At 66.6% G+C, this 18515-nt stretch carries 10 protein-coding genes; 4 read left to right on the top strand and 6 right to left on the bottom strand.

What is annotated here, in order from left to right:
• Positions 1–46 precede the first annotated feature (46 nt).
• The 4 genes from IE237_RS39655 to IE237_RS39640 form a co-directional block, all read right to left on the bottom strand.
• Positions 47–538 (bottom strand): hypothetical protein, encoded by a 492-nt coding sequence (locus IE237_RS39655; RefSeq protein ID WP_189807075.1) that lies wholly within the window; start codon positions 536–538, stop codon positions 47–49.
• Between the two features lie 5 nt (positions 539–543).
• Positions 544–1155, bottom strand: a complete 612-nt coding sequence (locus tag IE237_RS39650; RefSeq protein WP_189807074.1) for an RNA polymerase sigma factor — start codon at positions 1153–1155, stop codon at positions 544–546.
• The gene (locus tag IE237_RS39645) at positions 1152–1427 is read right to left on the bottom strand and encodes a hypothetical protein (protein WP_189807073.1); all 276 of its coding nucleotides are present in this window, start codon (positions 1425–1427) and stop codon (positions 1152–1154) included. The genes IE237_RS39650 and IE237_RS39645 overlap by 4 nt, the downstream gene beginning before the upstream one ends.
• A gap of 487 nt (positions 1428–1914) precedes the next feature.
• The gene (locus IE237_RS39640) at positions 1915–2487 is read right to left on the bottom strand and encodes a hypothetical protein (protein WP_189807072.1); all 573 of its coding nucleotides are present in this window, start codon (positions 2485–2487) and stop codon (positions 1915–1917) included.
• Between the two features lie 661 nt (positions 2488–3148).
• Here IE237_RS39640 and IE237_RS39635 point away from each other — a divergent pair.
• The 3 genes from IE237_RS39635 (at position 3149) to IE237_RS39625 (ending at position 5989) form a co-directional block, all read left to right on the top strand.
• Positions 3149–3412: a helix-turn-helix transcriptional regulator gene (locus IE237_RS39635; RefSeq protein WP_189807071.1), complete on the top strand. Its 264-nt coding sequence runs from the start codon at positions 3149–3151 to the stop codon at positions 3410–3412.
• 157 nt (positions 3413–3569) lie between these two features.
• The gene (locus IE237_RS39630) at positions 3570–4430 is read left to right on the top strand and encodes a DUF6083 domain-containing protein (RefSeq protein ID WP_189807070.1); all 861 of its coding nucleotides are present in this window, start codon (positions 3570–3572) and stop codon (positions 4428–4430) included.
• A gap of 95 nt (positions 4431–4525) precedes the next feature.
• Positions 4526–5989, top strand: a complete 1464-nt coding sequence (locus IE237_RS39625) for a UvrD-helicase domain-containing protein (protein ID WP_268253871.1) — start codon at positions 4526–4528, stop codon at positions 5987–5989.
• A gap of 151 nt (positions 5990–6140) precedes the next feature.
• Here IE237_RS39625 and IE237_RS39620 read toward each other — a convergent pair whose 3' ends face one another.
• Positions 6141–6689, bottom strand: a complete 549-nt coding sequence (locus IE237_RS39620) for a hypothetical protein (RefSeq protein ID WP_189807068.1) — start codon at positions 6687–6689, stop codon at positions 6141–6143.
• Between the two features lie 426 nt (positions 6690–7115).
• The gene (locus tag IE237_RS39615) at positions 7116–10598 is read right to left on the bottom strand and encodes an FG-GAP-like repeat-containing protein (RefSeq protein ID WP_229844169.1); all 3483 of its coding nucleotides are present in this window, start codon (positions 10596–10598) and stop codon (positions 7116–7118) included.
• A gap of 610 nt (positions 10599–11208) precedes the next feature.
• Between IE237_RS39615 and IE237_RS39610 the strand changes: the two genes are divergently transcribed.
• Complete coding sequence (locus tag IE237_RS39610) at positions 11209–18510, top strand: polymorphic toxin-type HINT domain-containing protein (protein WP_229844190.1); 7302 nt, start codon at positions 11209–11211, stop codon at positions 18508–18510.
• Positions 18511–18515 lie beyond the last annotated feature (5 nt).

The following is an 18515-nucleotide window of genomic DNA, read 5'->3' as shown; positions in this document are numbered from 1 at the left end:
CCGATCTTGCGATCGGACGGGATCTCGTCACCATTCCTGAGCTAACTCAAGAACAGTCGGACGGGGCAGGAGGGAACCCTAGAGCCTCCTGGATCTCGCCCGCGAACCAGGAATCTTCCATCGCGGACAGCTCGGAGCGCGCTGCGCGCCGCGGGTGCGCGGCCGCGGCCAGAATCCGACGGGCATCGCCATGCCCGTGCCGAGCGGCCTCGGCGACCAGGAAACGCACATTCTCCCCCCGATGCCCGTTCGCGCGGGCGGCAAGAACCCCCAGCCGGAACAGCGCCCCGGGGTGTCCTGCTTCCGCAGCCGCGCCCAGACACTCCGCCGCGACCAGAAGCTCACCTCGCAGCAGGGCTTTCGAGCCCAGCCGATAAAGGGAGTTGACGTGCTGCGCCTCGCCCCGGCTGAGCCCGTAGAGGGCCGTCAGAGGACCGAAATCGCCCCCAGGCCGGTCCCAGAAGTCCAGCGGCCTGGCGAGGCGGGCCAGTAGTTGCGAGAGCCGGGCCTCGCTACCACGCTCGTCGTACCTGCCCACATCCGTCACCTGGTTCCCTGCTTTCCCTGCCACTGCTTCCCGTGCTGTCCGTCCCGAATGTGTCCAGCGAGTGAGCTCCTCAGCTGCGTGACCGCCTTGTTGCGTAGGTTGTGAAGACGGTTCGGCGGTATTCCGAGAATCCGTTCGATATCCGCGTCGCTCATCCCGCGGCTCTGCAGGTCAACCACTTGCCGGCGCTTGCCCGCCGGCATCCGCTCGATCGCCGGAATTACCAGATCGCGCAGCACATGCTGATCTTCACCGCCGGGCCCACGCTGCTGAGGCACTGAGTCCAGCGCCTCCCCGCTGCCGAACAGGATCACCCGCCTGCTCTTGCGCTGCCTCCGGCGCAGCACGTCGACGGCGAGGTTCCTCGCCGTCCGCCGCAAGTACGCCTCGACGTTCGTCCTCGGCGCGAGCCTTCCCTCCGTAGCTCTGTCACCCACTCGTAAAAAGGCCTCTTGGGCAATGTCCTGACATGTCGCCAGTGACAGTGAGCGGAACTCCCGCTGCAGGAGTGCAGGCTGCCTGGCAGTGAAGTCCGCGTACGCATCCAGCAGGCGCTGCGCGACCTCCCCGCCCACCGTGACAGCCTCGCCGGGCGTGCCGTCGCTCACCACGGTTCGTCCTCCGAACCGGATGCCCCGCACCCAAAGGCCGCGCGGAAGGTGAACTCGACCCGCATCGCGACGGCTTTCGCACCCGCGGCATCGCCCTGGCAGCCAGTAACTGCGAGGATGTCGCAACCGTGGTGCTGTCCGGATGTCAGGAGCGCCGCAGGTTCGCTGTCGGCAGCCTTCTTCTGCCGTACGCGCTCCAGGGCGCCCAGCGCGTGCACCGCGCTCACGGCGGCCGGGACGCACCCGATCCACTCCAAGAACGGCGTCATGTAAGTGGTTCTCCATCTATCGGCCAGGGACGCGTTCTGCGTCTCGCCCACCAGACGTCCCCACCCCGCCAGATCTCCCCCTCGCGCTCCCGATGCACCACATCGGGTGAATCCTCGAACGCGTGGCCATGTCCGGCTCCTGCGGGGTTCGCCGTCCTTGATTCACGCCGGCCTGCAAGGCGGTCCCGCGGGCGGCACAAGAGCTACCCCGCACGGGCCGGCGAACCTGATGGCGGGACCTCCGCACACGCTCCGGCGCATGGTGCACGCCTTCACCCATGGCCTGCCCGGGTGAAGCGAGATGCCAGTAGATCGACGAAGCGGCTGCCCTCACCGACAACTACCCGGGACCCGGCAGCGCCCGCTCGATTCGCGAACGGCGTTCAGCGGCCCGTCCTGCCGCAGCGGCGCTGTGCGACTTTGCCGGGCCGGGCGACCACGGCGAACCTGTGCGGGTGGAAGCGCCCGTGCCGGCAGCCTTCTGAATTCATCGCCTCGGGTCGCTGGTGGGTGCTGCGGGCAGGGGTGAGCTCATTGTCCAGGTCAGGTCCTCGGTCACAGGATCGAGGCTCCAGTAGCCGATAGACCCGGATGCAGACAAAGACTCCATGGCGTCGAGTAGTTCGCCTACCGACAGGCCACTTGCGCGGGCCACTTGACCGATCTCCGCGATGCTGTCCGCGCGATCCGGCGCACCGTGGGCGGCCAGAGCAAGGGCCACCAGACGAACCGCAGGAGCACCCGCGCGGACCGGATGGGATTGATGGGCGCGCAGGGCCCAGTCCGCAGCCCGCGCACGCGCCTTGCGTCCGGGCGCTCCGATCAGGGGATCCGTGAGCTGCGCACTGCCGACGGGACTGTCGTGGACGCTCTGGCGGATCCAGCGCATCTCCTCCAACTCCTGCCACGCGGCGACGGCCTGGGGTAGTGCCATGGCGCGGATCAGTCCGGACGGGATGCGGACCCAGCCCGGCGGAGTCGAACGCAGTGCGCACTGCAGGGCCAGGAGCCGGGCCTGAGGGCTGCACGGCGCAAGCGAGGAGGCCAGGAAGCTGAGCATGTCCCGAACCAGCGTCCTGTCTGTCCAATCGGTAGGCGCTCGCCTGCTGCTTCGTGACCGGGCAGGGGCAAGAGCGGGGGCGGTGGCGCGGTGTGCGGCGATGAGGGTCGTCTCCGGTACGACGGAGGCGTCGGGCATGGCCCCGGCGCAGGCGGTGCAGGCGTCCGCGAGCCGCCACAGCCGCCCCCCGCTTTCACGGGAGAGGACGAGCAGGAGAGGACCGGTGCAGCCGCGGTGGCGTGGATGCCAGCGGCAGCCGCGTTCATGGCACTGGCAGGTCCGCAGGTGTGGGGGGAGGAGGGAGCGCCGGGCATGGCGTGCGAGGTGTGCGAGGGCGGCCGAGCGTGCGGAGCGGCCGTGAAGGGATTCGGGAACCGAGCTGCACTGGGGGCACACGAGCAGAGGTCCTTGAGGCTGGGGCCGTAGCTCGACGGTCCACGTGCGGGGCGCCAGCGGGCGTGTGGTGCACAGCCTCATCGACCGAAGGCCCTTCTGTGCTGTCCGCCTGGCTCGGACCCGAAGAGGGTCCGCGGCGGGGGAGTGTGGTGATGGCGGCACACCGTAGTGCAGACCCCTGCCCTCCCGGAGGGAGTCGCCACCTGCACAAATAGGGCAGACCTCTGCACTGACAGGGCAAGGGTCTGCACCATCGGATGGACGGGTGACGATCTTGCCGCCCGAACCGAACCTCGACGTGCTACGCCTCCAGCTCGCGCAGCTGAGGAGCGACCGCGGCTGGACCTACGACGAACTCGCCGAAAGAACCGCCCTGTCCAGGCGCACCCTCATCGAAATCGAGCAAGGCCGCACCATCGGATCCCTCGCCACCTGGCACGCCCTCGGCCACGCCTTCGACGTCCCGCTCGGAGGGCTCTTCGCCGCCCTCTGCGAAGGCCACACACCCCCCGGCGAGACACCGAAGTAGCTCCACGCTCGAACCCGAGCGGATCACCTGAACCGGCTACCGGGCAGGAACAAGAGAGCGAACCATCGGACGCCAGTACCTCCCGACTGGGCCGACCGAGGGATGACCGGGGCGCGGACGACAACACCACGGCGCGTCGCCTGGAACCTTCACGACCATGCGCTCCACCCACACCTCCCGCGGCCGTCACTGGGACGGCAGCCCCCACACACAAGGCCGCCGCCGCGCCCTGCGCGTAGCCGCCGACAGCCCCACCCGCCTCCTGCGCACAGCGCAGCACCGCCGATGCCGCCACTGCGGCAACCAGGTCGAATGGCACACCACCGTCACCCAACGCCCCATCCCCCTCCACCCCGCCGAACTGCCCACCCTGATCGTTCCCGCACCGGACCGGTGGCACGTCGCCTCCGGCGTGGCCCACCACGCCGACGACGGAACACCCTGGTGCCGCATCACCCACCCCACCCTGTGCCCCGCACACACCACACCCCAGACCCTCACGCCCGCCCTCGACGAACTCCGCCGACGCCTTGCCCTGCGCACCCGACGCCTCCTCGACACAGGCGCCTTCACCCCAGGCGAGCAGCCCCTCCCCGAAACCGCCGAACCAGACATCTGCCGGCCCGCTCGCCCCGTCGTCCAACTCCTCTACAGCCGCTACCTCGCAGCCAGACCCGTCGAAGACATCCAATGCGTCGCCCAGACCATCCGCCGCACCCGGTGCCCTCACCCCCTCCTCACCCCCGGCACCACCCCCGGACGATGGACACTCGCCCCCGCCACACTCCACCGCACCCGGCGCCAGCTGGCCCTGCCCGCAGCCGACATCGCCGTCTACGACCTGGGCCGCCTGCCCTACAGCGAGCAACTGCGCTGGCGCACCCAACATTGCCCCATCCACGCCACCACCCAAAGCGCACCCGACCTGGCCCTCGCCGAATGGGAACCCTTCGACCCGCTGCTCCACCACGCCTTCCTCGCCACACGCCTGCCAGGAAGCGACCAACAGCACCGGTAAGCGATGACTCTCCACCTGCTCGAGTCCGCCACAGACAGCCGTCGGCAGCAAGCTCTCGCCCAACCGTCCCCTCGTCCGATCCGGAGCAGACCCCGTTGTTCACCCCCACCGACGAACAGACCCAAGCCGCCGACCGCTTCCACGCCGGCGACCACATGGCCCTCCAAGCCGGCGCCGGCACCGGCAAGACCTCCACCCTGGCCCTGCTCGCCCAGAGCACCCACCGCCGCGGCCGCTACATCGCCTACAACCGAGCCATCGCCCGCGACGCCGTCACTCGATTCCCCACCACCGTCACCTGCAAGACCGCCCACGCCCTCGCCTACGCAGCCATCGGCCACCGCTACGCACGCCGTCTCGACGCGCCCCGCCGACCGGCGTGGCAGACCGGGCGGGACCTCGGCATCACCAAGCCCGTCCGCATCGAGGGCCACGACGTCATGCCGACCACCCTGTCCAACACGGTCCTGCGGACCGTGAGCCGGTTCTGCCACTCAGCCGACCCCACGATCACCGACCACCACGTCCCGCCCCTGCGCGGCCTCGACAGCCCCACCGCCCGCAGCCAGCTCGCCACCATCGCCCTGCCCTACGCCCGCAAGGCATGGCAAGACCTCCAGCGCGAGGATGACGGCATCGTCCGCTTCGACCCCGACCACTTCCTCAAGATCTGGTCCCTCACCAGCCCCAGAATCTCCGCCGACTTCCTCCTCCTCGACGAAGCACAGGACACCAACCCAGTCGTCGAGCACATCTTCAACACCCAGCGTGACCACGCCCAGCTCGTCCTCGTCGGAGACTCAGCTCAGGCCATCTACCATTGGCGCGGCGCCAAAGACGTCATGAACGGCTTCGACGGCACCCACCTCACCCTCTCCCGCTCCTTCCGCTTCGGCCCCCAACTGGCCACGGAAGCAAACCGCTGGCTCGCCATCGCTGGCGCACCCATCCGCCTGACCGGCACCGACACCATGCCCACCGAACTCGGCCCCCTCGCAACCCCCGACGCCATCTTGTGCCGTACCAACGTCGGCGCCATGAAGCACGTCATGAACCACCTCGCCGCCGGCACCAGAGTCGCCCTCGTCGGCGGCGGAGACAGCCTGCGCGCACTCGCCCTGGCCGCCCGCGACCTCAAGGACGGACGCCGCACCAGCCACCCCGAACTCGTCCTCTTCCCCACCTGGGGAACCGTCCAGGAATACGCCGCCCACGACCCGTGCGGACGCGACCTCCAGCCCCTGGTCGACCTCGTCGACACCCACGGAACCGACGCCATCCTCACCGCGGTCAGCCGCCTCACCACCGAAGAGAACGCCCAGGTCACCATCTCCACCGCCCACAAAGCCAAAGGCCGAGAATGGGAACGCGTACAAGTCGCCGACGACTTCACCCCACCCAAAGACACCGATCAGCAAGACAGCCAGGGACGACCCATTCCAGGACCCATCGACGACAGTGAAGCCCGCCTCGCCTACGTCGCCGTCACCCGCGCCCGCCGGTGCCTTGACCGAATCGGCCTGTCCTGGGTCGACGACCACCCTGACGGAAACCCGTGAAGACGAGCCACGGTCCGGGAAGAACTGAGCCGTTGCCCAGCATCGCCGGCGCTGAGGAAACTGGGCAACGGGGAAGCATCGAATCACGGGGAGCGAGAATGCCTTGAAGGACATCAAGGCGAAGCTGCCGATGCAGCAGCGGGGCGACCGGTCAGCCGAGCGGGCTCGCGTCGATCCCGCTCTTCTTCATGCACGCGTCGTCGTAGGCCATCAAAGTAATCGCGCTCTTCTCCTGAGCGGTGCCGTACTGCGCATTTATGATCCAACCACGCTGCCTGAGGGTCGCGCTGGCGTCGCCGATGACTCCGTCCAGGTTTTCACGCTCCCTCAGTCCCCCGGACTGCTGCCAGGCGCGCTCGCGTAGTTCACCCACCACCGCCTTGTAGCGGGCAAAGTCGAGCGGGGTCGTCTCGTTACCGATGCTTCTGGAAACAACGACGCATGATGGCGGCGAGCTGGCCGGACCTTCCTCGAGCCTACGGGCATACTCCGGGTCGTTCGCCGCAGCGCCCGCGTCCGAGAGCGAGGTGTCGAGATCAGCGCGCACGACCTCTTTCGTCAGCGGGCCGGTGCCCTTGGGCCGTGGCGACGCCGACACGGGAGCAGCGATGGCCCCGGTGCTGGCGTCGCTCTTGCTACAGCCTGCAGCTCCAAGCGTGATGACCGCTATTGCCACGGCGGCCCACTTCGTCCTGCTCACAGTTATCCCCTCCCAGGACGCAAGGGCTATTCACCCTCGCGATCAAGGGAGGAGTGTGCCACGGCGTGCTCATGGGCGACGCCTGACCCCACAGCCAAATGCCGTCGTTCTCGCCTCCGTCGCTGAGTACTCAACCCCAGCAAGGCTCCTTGACTGTGGCCGTGCCCGGGCTCGCGAGAGCCGCCGTGAGGAGGCCGGTGGCGGCATTGAAGGCTTTGATGCGAGGTGCTGTTTGGTTGGTGAGTCCCTTTTTGTGTGCAGCACTGGATCGGGTCCTGCCGCTCCTTGGCGGGAGGCGCACCGCGGATGACCTCGCCGGGATGCAGATACTGTGCTCGGCGGGCGTGCCAGGGCAGGTGCTAGGGAAAGGGAGGGGGGCGACCGTGGTGTGGTCGCCCCCCTCCCCGCGCGCTTTATGTTGGCGGGTCAGCCAATGGCGAGGCTGCTGAGCCAGCCTAGGTTGCTGGTGATGAAGCGGGTGCCGTGCGCGTCGGGGCCGCCGGGGTAGAAGTAGAGGTTTCCGTCGGATGCAGCGGCCCATATGTCGGGGATTTTATCGCCGTTGGCGTCGGGTGTTCCCTTGATCTTGCGGATGGAGGCCTTGTTCCAGCCGCCGGTGCCGTAGACCTCGTCCTGGCCGGTCTTGGAGTTCGCGGCGGTGGCCAGGGAAGTGAGGTCGACTCCGCCGTTGGGGCTGGGCTTGCCGTGGCGCAGGAGCAGGCCGCGTCCGGTTTCCTCGGTGCGGAAGAGGAGGTCGGGTACGCCGTCTCCGCTGATGTCGGCGACGGTGACGAGGTCGCGGGTGGCCCAGGGGGTGCTGGTGAGCATGCGGGCTTCGGTGAAGGAGGCTCCGTTGTAGCCGGTGAAGGCCCACAGCTGGTCGCCGGCGGTGGCGAACACGTCCGGCAGGCCGTCACCGGTGACGTCGCCGGTGGCGAGGATCTGGGTGTAGACGAAGGTGGAGGGTACGGGGGCGTTGGAGGGCAGGAGGATTTCGCGGCGTTTGGTGGTGTTGACGGCTCCGTAGCCGTCGCCGGGGTAGACCCACCATTTTCCGTCGACGCCCGCGACGAGGTCTTGCAGGCCGTCGCCGCCGTAGAAGTCTCCGTTGTGGGTGATCAGCGCGCCCTTGAAGTGTCCGGAGGCGGGAGCGATGAACGTCTGTTCCTTGTCGCCGCCGTTGGGGTCCTTCGCGGGGTTCTCCCGATAGGCGCCGGACATCGAGTAGTCGAGGTCACCGGTGCCCTTGGTCGGATCGTTGCGGTTGATCTGGGACGGGTAGAGGCGGAGGTTCCCGTTGTCCGTGACGGCGAGCAGGTCGGGGAGCTTGTCGCCTGTGAAGTCGCCGGGGGCGTCGGCCTGGTCGCGGGGGGTGACGTAGAAGAAGTACTTCGTGGGCTGGGAGACATGGCCAGCGCCGTCGACGACCCGCACGTAGAGCACGTTGGGGCCAGCGGCGGGCGGCTTGGCGTTGCTGATGGCGGCCGGGACCGAGGTGGCGGTGCCGGCGGTTCGGGTCACGGGGTAGGGGTAGCTGTTGGCGTTGAAGCCGTACTCGTACCGTACGACGTCGGAGTCCAGCGCGCGGAAGGTGAAGGAGCCGGCGGTACCGAACCTCTTCTCTGACCACTTGGCGTCTTCCGCCTCATTGCCGAAGGCGTTCTCGTTGCTGTCGGCGTCGGGGAAGTCGACGGAGGTGACCTTCGGCGGTTGGGGTTCGGTTTTGTCGAAGACGAAGCGGCAGGGCACCTTGGCCGGGGCGTAGGCCGAGGTGGTGCCGGCGTCGTCGATGGCACGTACCTGCCAGGAGTAGGTGGCGCCGTCGACGAGGCCGCTGGTGGGGAAGCTGGAGGTCGTGCGCAGGGCGGCGGCGGTGTCGCCGCCGACAGACACGGTGCCGGTGGACTTCAGCAGGTCACCGGTAGTGGCCCATTTGCCGACCGGCCACAGGTCGAAGTCGAGCCGGTCGAGGTTTTCGTCGGGGTCGGTGGACTTGGCCGTGAAGGTGAGGCCTTCGGCGCCCACACGCACATACGGTGCGGTGGTGGTGCACTTGGCGTCGGGACCAAGGTCGAGGTTGGTGGGCGGAGTGGGCGGACGGTTGTAGACCAGGGTCAGGGTGGGGGCGTTCTCGCCGTTCGCCTGGAACTTCTTCCACGCGTACTGAGAGTCCTCGTCCCGTGCCCTCATACCGAAGGTGATGGAGTTCTTGCCCTTGTCCGCCGCACTCTGTGCCGCAGCCTTCACGTCGAAGGCCTCGTACGCGTCGCGGCAGCCGGACTTGTAGCCGTGGGCGAAGGTGCCGGAAGCGACCTTGTTGCCGTCATGCAGCCGGGGCGCGTTCTTCCAGTTCGTCCTGCCGCTGATTGCGCCGGTGACGTGGACGCTCATGGAGCGGGGGCTGCACGACCAGGAGTAGGTCTCCAGGAGAGTCAGCTTGGCGCTCATGATCTTCGCGCCCTTGAGGTCCTTGTCGAACGCGATGTTGAAGTACGAGCGGGAGGTGCCCCACGTATCGGACTCGAATCCGACACGGGCCTCGTGGGTGCCACCCCTATTGAAGTCCTTGCCGTTGAAGAAGGTGGCGTTGGGGAAGCGGCTGTACGCGGTGGTCCAGTCCTGGGTGTGCTTGGTGACCGACGGGTCGATGAAGACGGGGTAGGTGGTGGCGGCGTCGCCGAGGAAATCCTGGCTCGGGGTCAGGAGCCACTTCGAATCGGACAGCTCTGCCTCGACCAGATCCCCTCGGGACTCGGGCGAGGGCCCGTTGAGTAGAGGAAGGCTCAAGGTCGCCGCAGAGCCCGACTGCGAGGGCTCGGGAGTCGGCTCGGCCGGCGCGGACGCGAGCGGTGACTCGCTCAGCGTAGGCTGCGGAGCGTCGGACGCCGTCGGCAACACCTCGGCGAGTGGATCGGTCACATCGTTGGCCAGGTCCTCCGCGGTGGCGCTCGGGCTCGGCGTCGCGGAGGTGCTGGTGCTGGAGGTCGGTACCGGAGTCTCGGAGGCCGTGGGCTGCGCGCTGGCGCCGGCGGCGCCGTCGGTGACGGCCGGGGGACCGCTGCTGTCCCACATCATCGGGGTCGCGGACATGGCGACCTCGTCGCCGTCGGCGGTCTCCGCCGCGACGACGCCGGTGACCGGGTCGAGACGGAAGCCGAGGGTGGACGACGTCAGCCCGTAGGAGAGCTGGGCGACGTGGGGGTCCGATGCTGCAGTGCGGTTCTTCAGGACGATGAGCTGAGCGAACCCGCTGTCCTCTGCGGTGAGAACCAGGTCCGCGCCGGGGAAGATCTCCGGATACAGGGCCCGGGGTCCGTCGATTATCGGGGCGGGTACAGGGCCGGGCCAGGTGAGCTGGATGTCGTACGTGCCGGCGACCGTCATCGTGACGAGAGGGGTCTGGGCCGCCGGGTCCTCCGTCGTGCCCTTGACGAGGGAAACACGCCGTACGGTCTTGCGGGAGGCACGGTCGACGGAGCCGCCCTTGCTGCCTGTGGAGAACACGATGCCGGTGTTCGTCGCCTTGGGTTCCCAGCCGTCGGCTGTGCGGTGGAGAGCCGTGTCGACGGGCTTCCATTCCTCACCGACCTTGGCCCACACCGCGGATGCGTACAACTTCTTCTGCGTAAATCCGTCAGGTCGTGCCCAGGTCGTGGAACGGGCCGTTCGCTGCGCGGTGATCTCCACCGGCTTTCCCGTCTTACGAGCGAGGTTGAACGCGGTTTCCTGAGCTACCGCCTGATTCTCGCCATGTTTCGTAGAACCCTTGCCAGCGGAGGACGGCCCGGGGGCGCCCGAAAAGTCCTCAACATGCAGTCCCGTATAGGCAATTCCAGCCGCCGCAATTGCGCCAGCAACTATGGCTGCGGTCGCACGCCGGCCAGGTATGCGACGTCGTTCTTCACTCACGAGCGAGGTCCCCTTCCCCCCAGAATCCGGGGCTCTCACGCACCGGCTGGAACTACGAAGCCGACCGTGACGTCTAGGAGGACAGCGGGAATCGCACGCGCTCACGGAAGTCTTGGTCAAGCCAGCTGATGATGACCCACGGCTTCCTGGGCCGTCACCCTGCCGACGAAGCATCGCGGCAAGGGTGCCGACGCCTCGGCACGCGGAGAAGGAAGCGGGGAAGGGGGAAACCCCGGCGTGATCGAGACAAGAGCGCCCTAGTATATCGTCATAAATATGAGTGAACCGCACGCGATGTCGATCTGTTCATCCGCAAGTGAGTGAAGAGATGCATGATCACCGCACTCGGGCGCGCTGTTCTCTTTCATCGGAATGATTCTGATGAACCTCATTGGGGTCGCGATGCACACATACGATCCGTGACGATGATCACGCGAAGCGGTAACTCCCTGGCATTCCTTCACGGATTGGCCTCAGAATCTGCGCAAGTCTGAAGTGCCATCACACGCGGTCCGTTCCGGTCCCGCTCCAAGTGGTCCGGGGGGACCTCGTTTTGTTCCGTCGCCTTTCGTCTGCCCGTCGCCACACGCGGCGCGTTCTCCTGCCCGCGCTGGGAGCCGTGCTACTGGTAGGCCTGCTGCCCGCCGAGTCCCTGGCACTGCCACCCGATCCCGCCGCGGAGACCGGGCGGGAAACCCTCGAGACTCAACCGCTCGCCCTGGAGCCACTCGAAGAGGAACAGCCAGTCACGGGCGAGACGTTCGAGGAGGACCTGGAGACCCTGAAGGTCGAGGTCCCCGAGAACCTGGAGCAAGCGCCTGCCGGTACGACGACGGCGCCACCGGCAAACACGGGCACCGTGACGTTCGGGACGGCCATCAGCCAGGCATTCGCGACGGCAGCAGCGACGGCAGACCCTGTCGGCCTTGAGCCGGCGACCAACAACGTGCCCATCAGCCTGGGCCAGGCAGCTGGCCAGCCTGCCCCCACCGGCACCTGGCAGACCGCGGTCGTCGACCGGTCCAGCGAGCTCAGCAAGGGCGTCCAGGGTGCGCTGACGGTGGGTGCGCTGGTAACGGTGCAGGCTCCGTCCACCGGATCCGTACCTCTCTCGGTCCAGCTCGACTACAGCAAGTTCGAGAACCTCTACGGCGCCGACTGGTCCACGCGTCTGCGGCTCGTCCAGTTCCCGGAGTGCTACCTGACCAAGCCGCTCGAAGAGGCGTGCCAGCAGTACAAGGAACTGGAGACGACCAACGACACCGGCACGAACAAGATCACCGCGACTGTCGACACGGCCGCTGACGGAACCACGACGCCTGCCGTTGCGACGGGCAACAGTGCCTATTCCGGCCCTACCGTGATGCAGGCCTCCTACACCACCAACGCCACGCCCGTGGCAACAAGTGGCGACACGGCCGTCCTCGGTGCGGTCGACTCCGGCGCGGGCGATCGCGGCTCGTTCAGGGCGACACCGCTCCCCTCCAGCGGAAAGTGGTCAGCCGGAGGATCCTCCGGCGCCTTCACGTGGAACTACCCCCTCGCCGTCCCGCCCGCTCCGGCCGGTCCGGCACCGAACATCTCGTTCACCTACAACTCGCAGACAGTGGACGGCAAGACGGCCGTCTCTTCGCCGCAGACGTCCTGGATCGGTGAAGGATGGGACTACGACCCCGGCCACATCGAGCGCCGCTACCGCCCCTGCAAGGACGACACCAAGACCGGCACTCCCAACAACACAGCCACGTCAGACAAGACAAGCGACCTGTGCTGGGTGTCGTACAACGCGGTGATGTCGTTCGGTGGCACGACCACCGAACTGGTCCACGACGATGACGAGAAGGCCGACGCGGCCGGCACCGAGAGGTACCACGCGCAGAGCGATGACGGCACGCGCGTCGAGCACCGCGTCGGAGGCACGAACGACGACAACGACGGCGAGTACTGGGTCGTCACCACCGCCGATGGCACTCAGTACTACTTCGGTCAGAACCAGGTCGGTGGCGGGCACGCCAACACCAACTCTGTCTCGACCGTTCCCGTCTTCGGCAACCATTCCGGTGAGCCCTGCCACGCCACCTCCTTTGCCGACTCCCGCTGCAAAGACCCAGACACGGGTAAGGACGAGCAGCAGGCCTGGCGCTGGGGCCTCGACAAGATCGTCGACGTCAACGGCAACGTGATGGTCGTCAACTGGAAGCAGGAGACGAACTACTACGCGCTCCGTGAGAAGCGGAAGACACCCGAGCAGTACGACCGCTACGCCTACCCGACAAGCATCGAGTACGGGATGCGTGCGGGCAGCCTCGCCAACCCCTCCACTAAGGTCACGTTCGGTGTACAGCAGCGCTGCCTCAAGGACGCCACGACCTGTGCCGCCACGAACTTCGACAAGACCGACGACCCAGGTGCCTATCGTGCCTGGTGGGACACACCAGGTGCCCTCAACTGCAAGGCGAACTCCAGCCTCTGCCCTTCCTTCCCCTCCTTCTGGACCCAGATGCGTCTGGAGACCGTGACGACGGAGGCAACCCGAGTCGGCAAGACGACAACCTTCGGCAAGGTCGACACGTATACGCTGCACCAGTCCTTCCCCGAGGACTGGTACGACACGTCACCCGGGCTGTGGCTCAACTCGATCACCCGCACCGGTTTCGCCCCCGACGGCACGAGCCTTGCCCAGTCCAAGGACGGCGTCAGCTTCGCCCACTACACGGTCGGCTCCACGTCGCCGCTGAAGAAGCGGCTCAAGGACCGGCAGCTCCGTAACCTGGTGCCCAATGGTTCCACGGACAAGCGTCCCGCCTTCACCCGTCCTCGCATCGGCACGGTGGCCACAGAGGCCGGCGGCAGCATCGAAGTGGAGTACGCAGGCGGATGCGATGCCGAACCGGCGGCGGACCTGGGCAAGGCCAACACGTACTGCTACCCAGTGCGCTGGTCCCCCGACGGTGACGAGAAGACACCGAAGATAGCCTGGTTCAACAAGTACGTCGTCGACTCCGTCACCGAGACCGACAAGGTTACCTCGCCCTTCACCAAGCCGATCTATACCAAGTACCGCTACTACGAGCCGGCCTGGGCCAAGAGTGACGACGAATTCATCCGCCCGTCGCTGCGCACCTTCAGTGACTGGCACGGCTACCGGAAGGTCACGGCGACCAAGGGCAGCAGCATCGTCGCGACCCCGAGCACGCCGCAGTCCCAGTCGCTCTCCGAGACCCGCTACTTCCGGGGCATCGGCGGACAGGTGAGCGACTCCGAAGGCAAGACCCTGCGCGCGGTCGACGGCACGGCCGTGACCGACGAGCCGCAGTACGCAGGCACAGCCTTCGAGACCATCACCTACCTCAACTCCGACAAGCTGGCCAACGGCAAGCCGAAGGTCGTCAGCCGGACGCTGAACATTCCCTCGTCCACACCGACCGCGTCTCGAAGCCGCAAGGCAGAGAACAACACCGACCTCGATCCCCTGGTCTCCTACCGGACCAGCACCGATCAGATCGACGCCATCCAGAACGTCAACGCCAGCTCGCGGTCGGTACGGACGACCACCCTCGCCCGCGACGCCTACGGCCTCCCGACTGCGGTGGAGACCGCGGTCGTCGAGCCGAATGGCACCGGCGAGACCCTTTCCGAGCAGACCTGCACCAAGACCACCTACATACACAATCAGTCGGCCTGGCTGATCGGTCTTCCCACGGCCAAGCGCACCACCGCAACCTCCTGTGCGGACTACAGCACGGCCGATCCCGCAACCGAACTCAAGGGCTCGGCGCAGATCACCTACGACGACGGTGCCACCACCCCCACGAGGGGCCTGGCCACCTCCGTGTCTGAGATCGACGGCACCGGCACGTCACACTCGGTCACCACCACCACGGCCTACGACCCCCTCGGACGTATCCGCACCGTCACCGCACCGGGCGTTGGCACCGCCGAGACCCAGTACACCCCTGGTGACGCCGGCGGCCCGGTCACATCCATCAAGACCCTCAAGACGGTCGTGACCGCAGGCACGACCCCTGTGACCAATGTCCACGCGACAACGACGACCTTCGACCCGGGCCGGGCACTGCCCCTCTCGGTGACCGATCCCAACAACCGGGTCACCACGAATGAGTACGACGCGCTTGGCCGCCTGACCAAGGGCTGGTCTCCCTCCCGCTCCGCCGGAACACAAGATCCCAACGTCCAGATCGAGTACCAGCAGGCCATCGCCACGGCGAGCGAGGCCCGCCCGGCGGCCGTCACCGTCAAGACCCTGAAGGACGACGGCACCTACGACCGTCAGGTCACGCTTTACGACGGCCTGCTGCGCCAGGTCCAGACCCAGTCCGAGGCCGTCGGCCCGGGCAGGATCATCACGGACACCAGATACAACGACCAGGGCCTGATTGGCGAGCAGAGCAGCGGCTACCTTGCCAAGGGCGACCCGGAGACGAAGCCGTTCGAGGTCAAGTCCGCCACGCTCATACCGAGCCGAGTCAAGTCCGTCTACGACGGCCTCGGCCGCGCGACGCGCCAGATCACCTTCCACGGCCCCACCGCCAAGTACACCCTGTACACCGGATACGGCGACGACAACGTCACCGTAGACACCCCCGGCCACACTGTCCCGAAGACACAGACGTTCTCCGACGCCCTCGGCCGCGTCACGACGATCCGCCACTACACCACGCTCGGCAGCAGCGGCCCCTACCGCACAACTGCATATGCCTATAACAAGCGCGGCCACCTCAGCACCGTCACTGACCCGACCGGCAACACGTGGGAATACACCTACGACGCCCGGGGCCGGGTCACGGCCGCCAAAGACCCCGACACCGGTACCACCAAGACCGGGTACGACAACGCCGACCGCCCGACCGTCGTCACCGACGCACTCCAGCAGTCGACCTACACGACGTACGACGTACTCGGCCGCGTCACCGCGGTCCACGAAGGCGCAGCAGATGCCAAGACGCTGGTGAAGTCGTACAAATACGACACAAAAGATGCCCTCGGCCTCCTCTACGAATCCACGCGTCACACCCCCAGCGGCGACTACATCAACCGCATCACCGGCTTTGACACCGAATACCGGCCGACCAGCCGCGAAACCGTCATCCCCAGCAACACCATGACAACGGGCCTGTCAGGCACCTACGCGTACACCTACACATACACGCCCACAGGCAAACCCCTCGCCGTCACGCTGCCCGCCAAGGGGGGGCTGGCCAACGAGAAGGTCATCACCCGCTACAACGAGGACGGCCTGCCCGAGTCCACCTCCGGCCACAGCTGGTACACCACCGACGCCACCTACTCCCCCTACGGTGAGGTGCTGCGCACGGTCTCCGGAGCCCAGCCCAACCGAGTCTGGACGACGAACTTCGTCGACGAGCACACCGGCAGCCTCCAGCGCACGGTCACCGACCGGGAAACCGTCGGCCCCCACGAGATCGCAGACGCCCGCTACTCCTACGACGACGCTGGCACGATCACCTCCAGCGCCCGCAAGCTCTTCGACGCGACCGGGGCGACCTGGGACAACCAGTGCTTCACCCACGACGTCATGGGCGAGCTAGTCAACGCCTGGACCTCGAGCATTACCCCCGCGGACATCAAGAGCGCGGGCGGCACCGGCTGCAAGTCCAACAACGGCACCACCTGGGGCTACCGCAACGACGGCTCCTCCTCCACCGGACCCGTCGCCAGCGCCCCTCACGACGGCACGCAGCCCACGAACCTCACCGACACGGCACCGGCCACCGGCACCGTCGCCACCGGCGCGACCGCCTACCGGCAGTCCTTCACCTTCGACCGCCTCGGCAACCGCGCCAGCATGACCGAGCACGACCCGGCCGGAGACACCACCAAGAACACCGCATACAGCTACACCTACAACCCCAACCAGCCCCACACCCTGACCTCCATTGCCTCCACCCCGGCAGGCAAGGACAGCAGCTACACCTACAACGCCACCGGCACCACCCGGACCCGCAACCTCCCCGGCACCGCCCAGGACCAGTCCCTCCAGTGGACCAGGGAGCAGAAACTCGCCTCCAACACCGTCGGAAGCACACCCACCACCTACGTCTACGACGCCGACGGCAACCGCATCCTGGAGAACACTCCCGGAACCGGCAGCACTCTCTACCTGGGCGAAACCGAACTCACCACCGACAACGTCGGCTTGATCACCCGAGCTTCTCGCTCCTACGACCAGGCCGGCGCACTCACCGTCGTCCGCACCACCAACGGTTCCAGCGCAGGACACACACTCGATGTACTGATCACCGACCACCTCGGCACCGCCAACACCACCGTCGCACTCGCCACCGGCCAGAAGATCACCCGCCGCTCCTTCAAGCCCTACGGCGAACTCCGCGGCCCCAAGCCGACTGCGTGGCCCAACAAGCGCGGCTACCTCGGCGTCGGCATCGACGACACCATCACCGGCCTCACCCACATCGGTGCTCGCGAATACGACCAGAACACCGGCCGCTTCCTCTCCGCCGACCCCCTCATCGACTTCACCGACCCGCTCCAGATGAACGGCTACACGTACGCCAACGGAAGCCCGGTTACCCTCTCCGACCCCAGCGGGCTCGCCGCGTGTGCCACCCCACTGGAGTGCGGAGGCGGTACACAATACGGAAACAACACACCCACGCAGAACAGCGGCGGCGCACCCCTCAACGACGCTTCATGGGGTTGCACCGATTGCGACAACAACAGCTACAACAACAACTGGTGGCCCAGCAGCGGCTGGCAGGCCTCCACCACTGGACCGGAGATATATCCGGGATACATGATGGTGCTCCCCGGAGTCCACGTTCCCGCAACGTGGTCCAATGCCTCCGCTTTCAAGGTCGGCCTGTCAAAGCAACTCCAGGCCACCTACTGCCCCGAATCATGTGTCGTGCGCTGGTACACCGATCCCGTAGACGAGGACCAGCCAGGCGACTACTACCGTTTCGTGGCCCTCATGAAATGGCACGCTTGCACCCAGGCGGATAGCTTCCGATGCCCCAAGTCCGTGTCGAGCAATAGCGAATTCCTGGCAGCTGGGATGGCAATGGGGGCAGGAGAGGGCCCCATTGGAGGCTTGAGCGGTCCCGGAGGTAAGGGAAAATACGGATCACTGTGCGGGGGAAACAGTTTCATAGCGGGCACGGAAGTGCTTTTGGCTGATGGCACGACCAAGTCGATCGAGGAAGTCGAAGTTGGTGACACGGTACTGGCAACTAATCCAGTGACCGGCGAAACCGAAGCGAAGAGAGTCACCGCCACCATCTTCACGGCGGACGACAAGACCTATGTCGACCTCGCCATTTCCGTAGATAGCGGCGTTGGCCACATCACCACTACCGCCCACCACCCCTTCTGGTCCGAATCCGAGCACGAGTGGCTTGACGCCGCCGGCCTCAAGCCCGGCATGACACTGAGGGCTGCCGACGGCACCACCGTGACGGTGCAGAGCGCTCAGACCTACAAGGCTCAGCAGGAGACGTACAACCTCACGGTCGCCGGCCTGCACACGTACTATGTGCTGGCGGGGGCCACGCCGGTACTCGTTCACAACAGCAACTGCGGTGTGGGTGACGCCCTAAAGGGCTGGCAAACGCGCTACTTCCAGATGGGTGACCAGCATCTGCGCCTGACCAAAGAGCGGATGCAGCACATACTGGAGCGTCACCACCCTTCGTACCGCAAGGGGCCGGACAAGGCGACGCAGACGAACTTCAGGAAGAACATGTCGATCCAAGACGTCGAGGATGCGATTAGCAGCGTTACTCAACAGAATCGTGGACTGATTTCGAGTCGAGGAGTCAATGACAGTTACCAGGTGGAAGGCGTTTACGGAGGGGTGACCTATACGATGGGAATTAGCAATGGCAGAATTGGTCAGTTCTACCCGCACTGATGATC

This window comes from Streptomyces tanashiensis (genome assembly GCF_014648895.1).
Taxonomy (GTDB): Bacteria; Actinomycetota; Actinomycetes; order Streptomycetales; family Streptomycetaceae; genus Streptomyces; species Streptomyces tanashiensis.
Note: the sequence above shows the minus strand (reverse complement) of the source record. Positions and strands in the feature narration are given on the sequence as shown.

What these genes read in the sequence shown, in the direction of transcription:
- IE237_RS39640 (WP_189807072.1), bottom strand. Translation starts at nt 2,487, where the DNA reads ATGCTCAGCTTCCTGGCCTCCTCGCTTGCGCCGTGCAGCCCTCAGGCC.
- IE237_RS39630 (WP_189807070.1), top strand. Translation starts at nt 3,570, where the DNA reads ATGCGCTCCACCCACACCTCCCGCGGCCGTCACTGGGACGGCAGCCCC.
- IE237_RS39645 (WP_189807073.1), bottom strand. Translation starts at nt 1,427, where the DNA reads ATGACGCCGTTCTTGGAGTGGATCGGGTGCGTCCCGGCCGCCGTGAGC.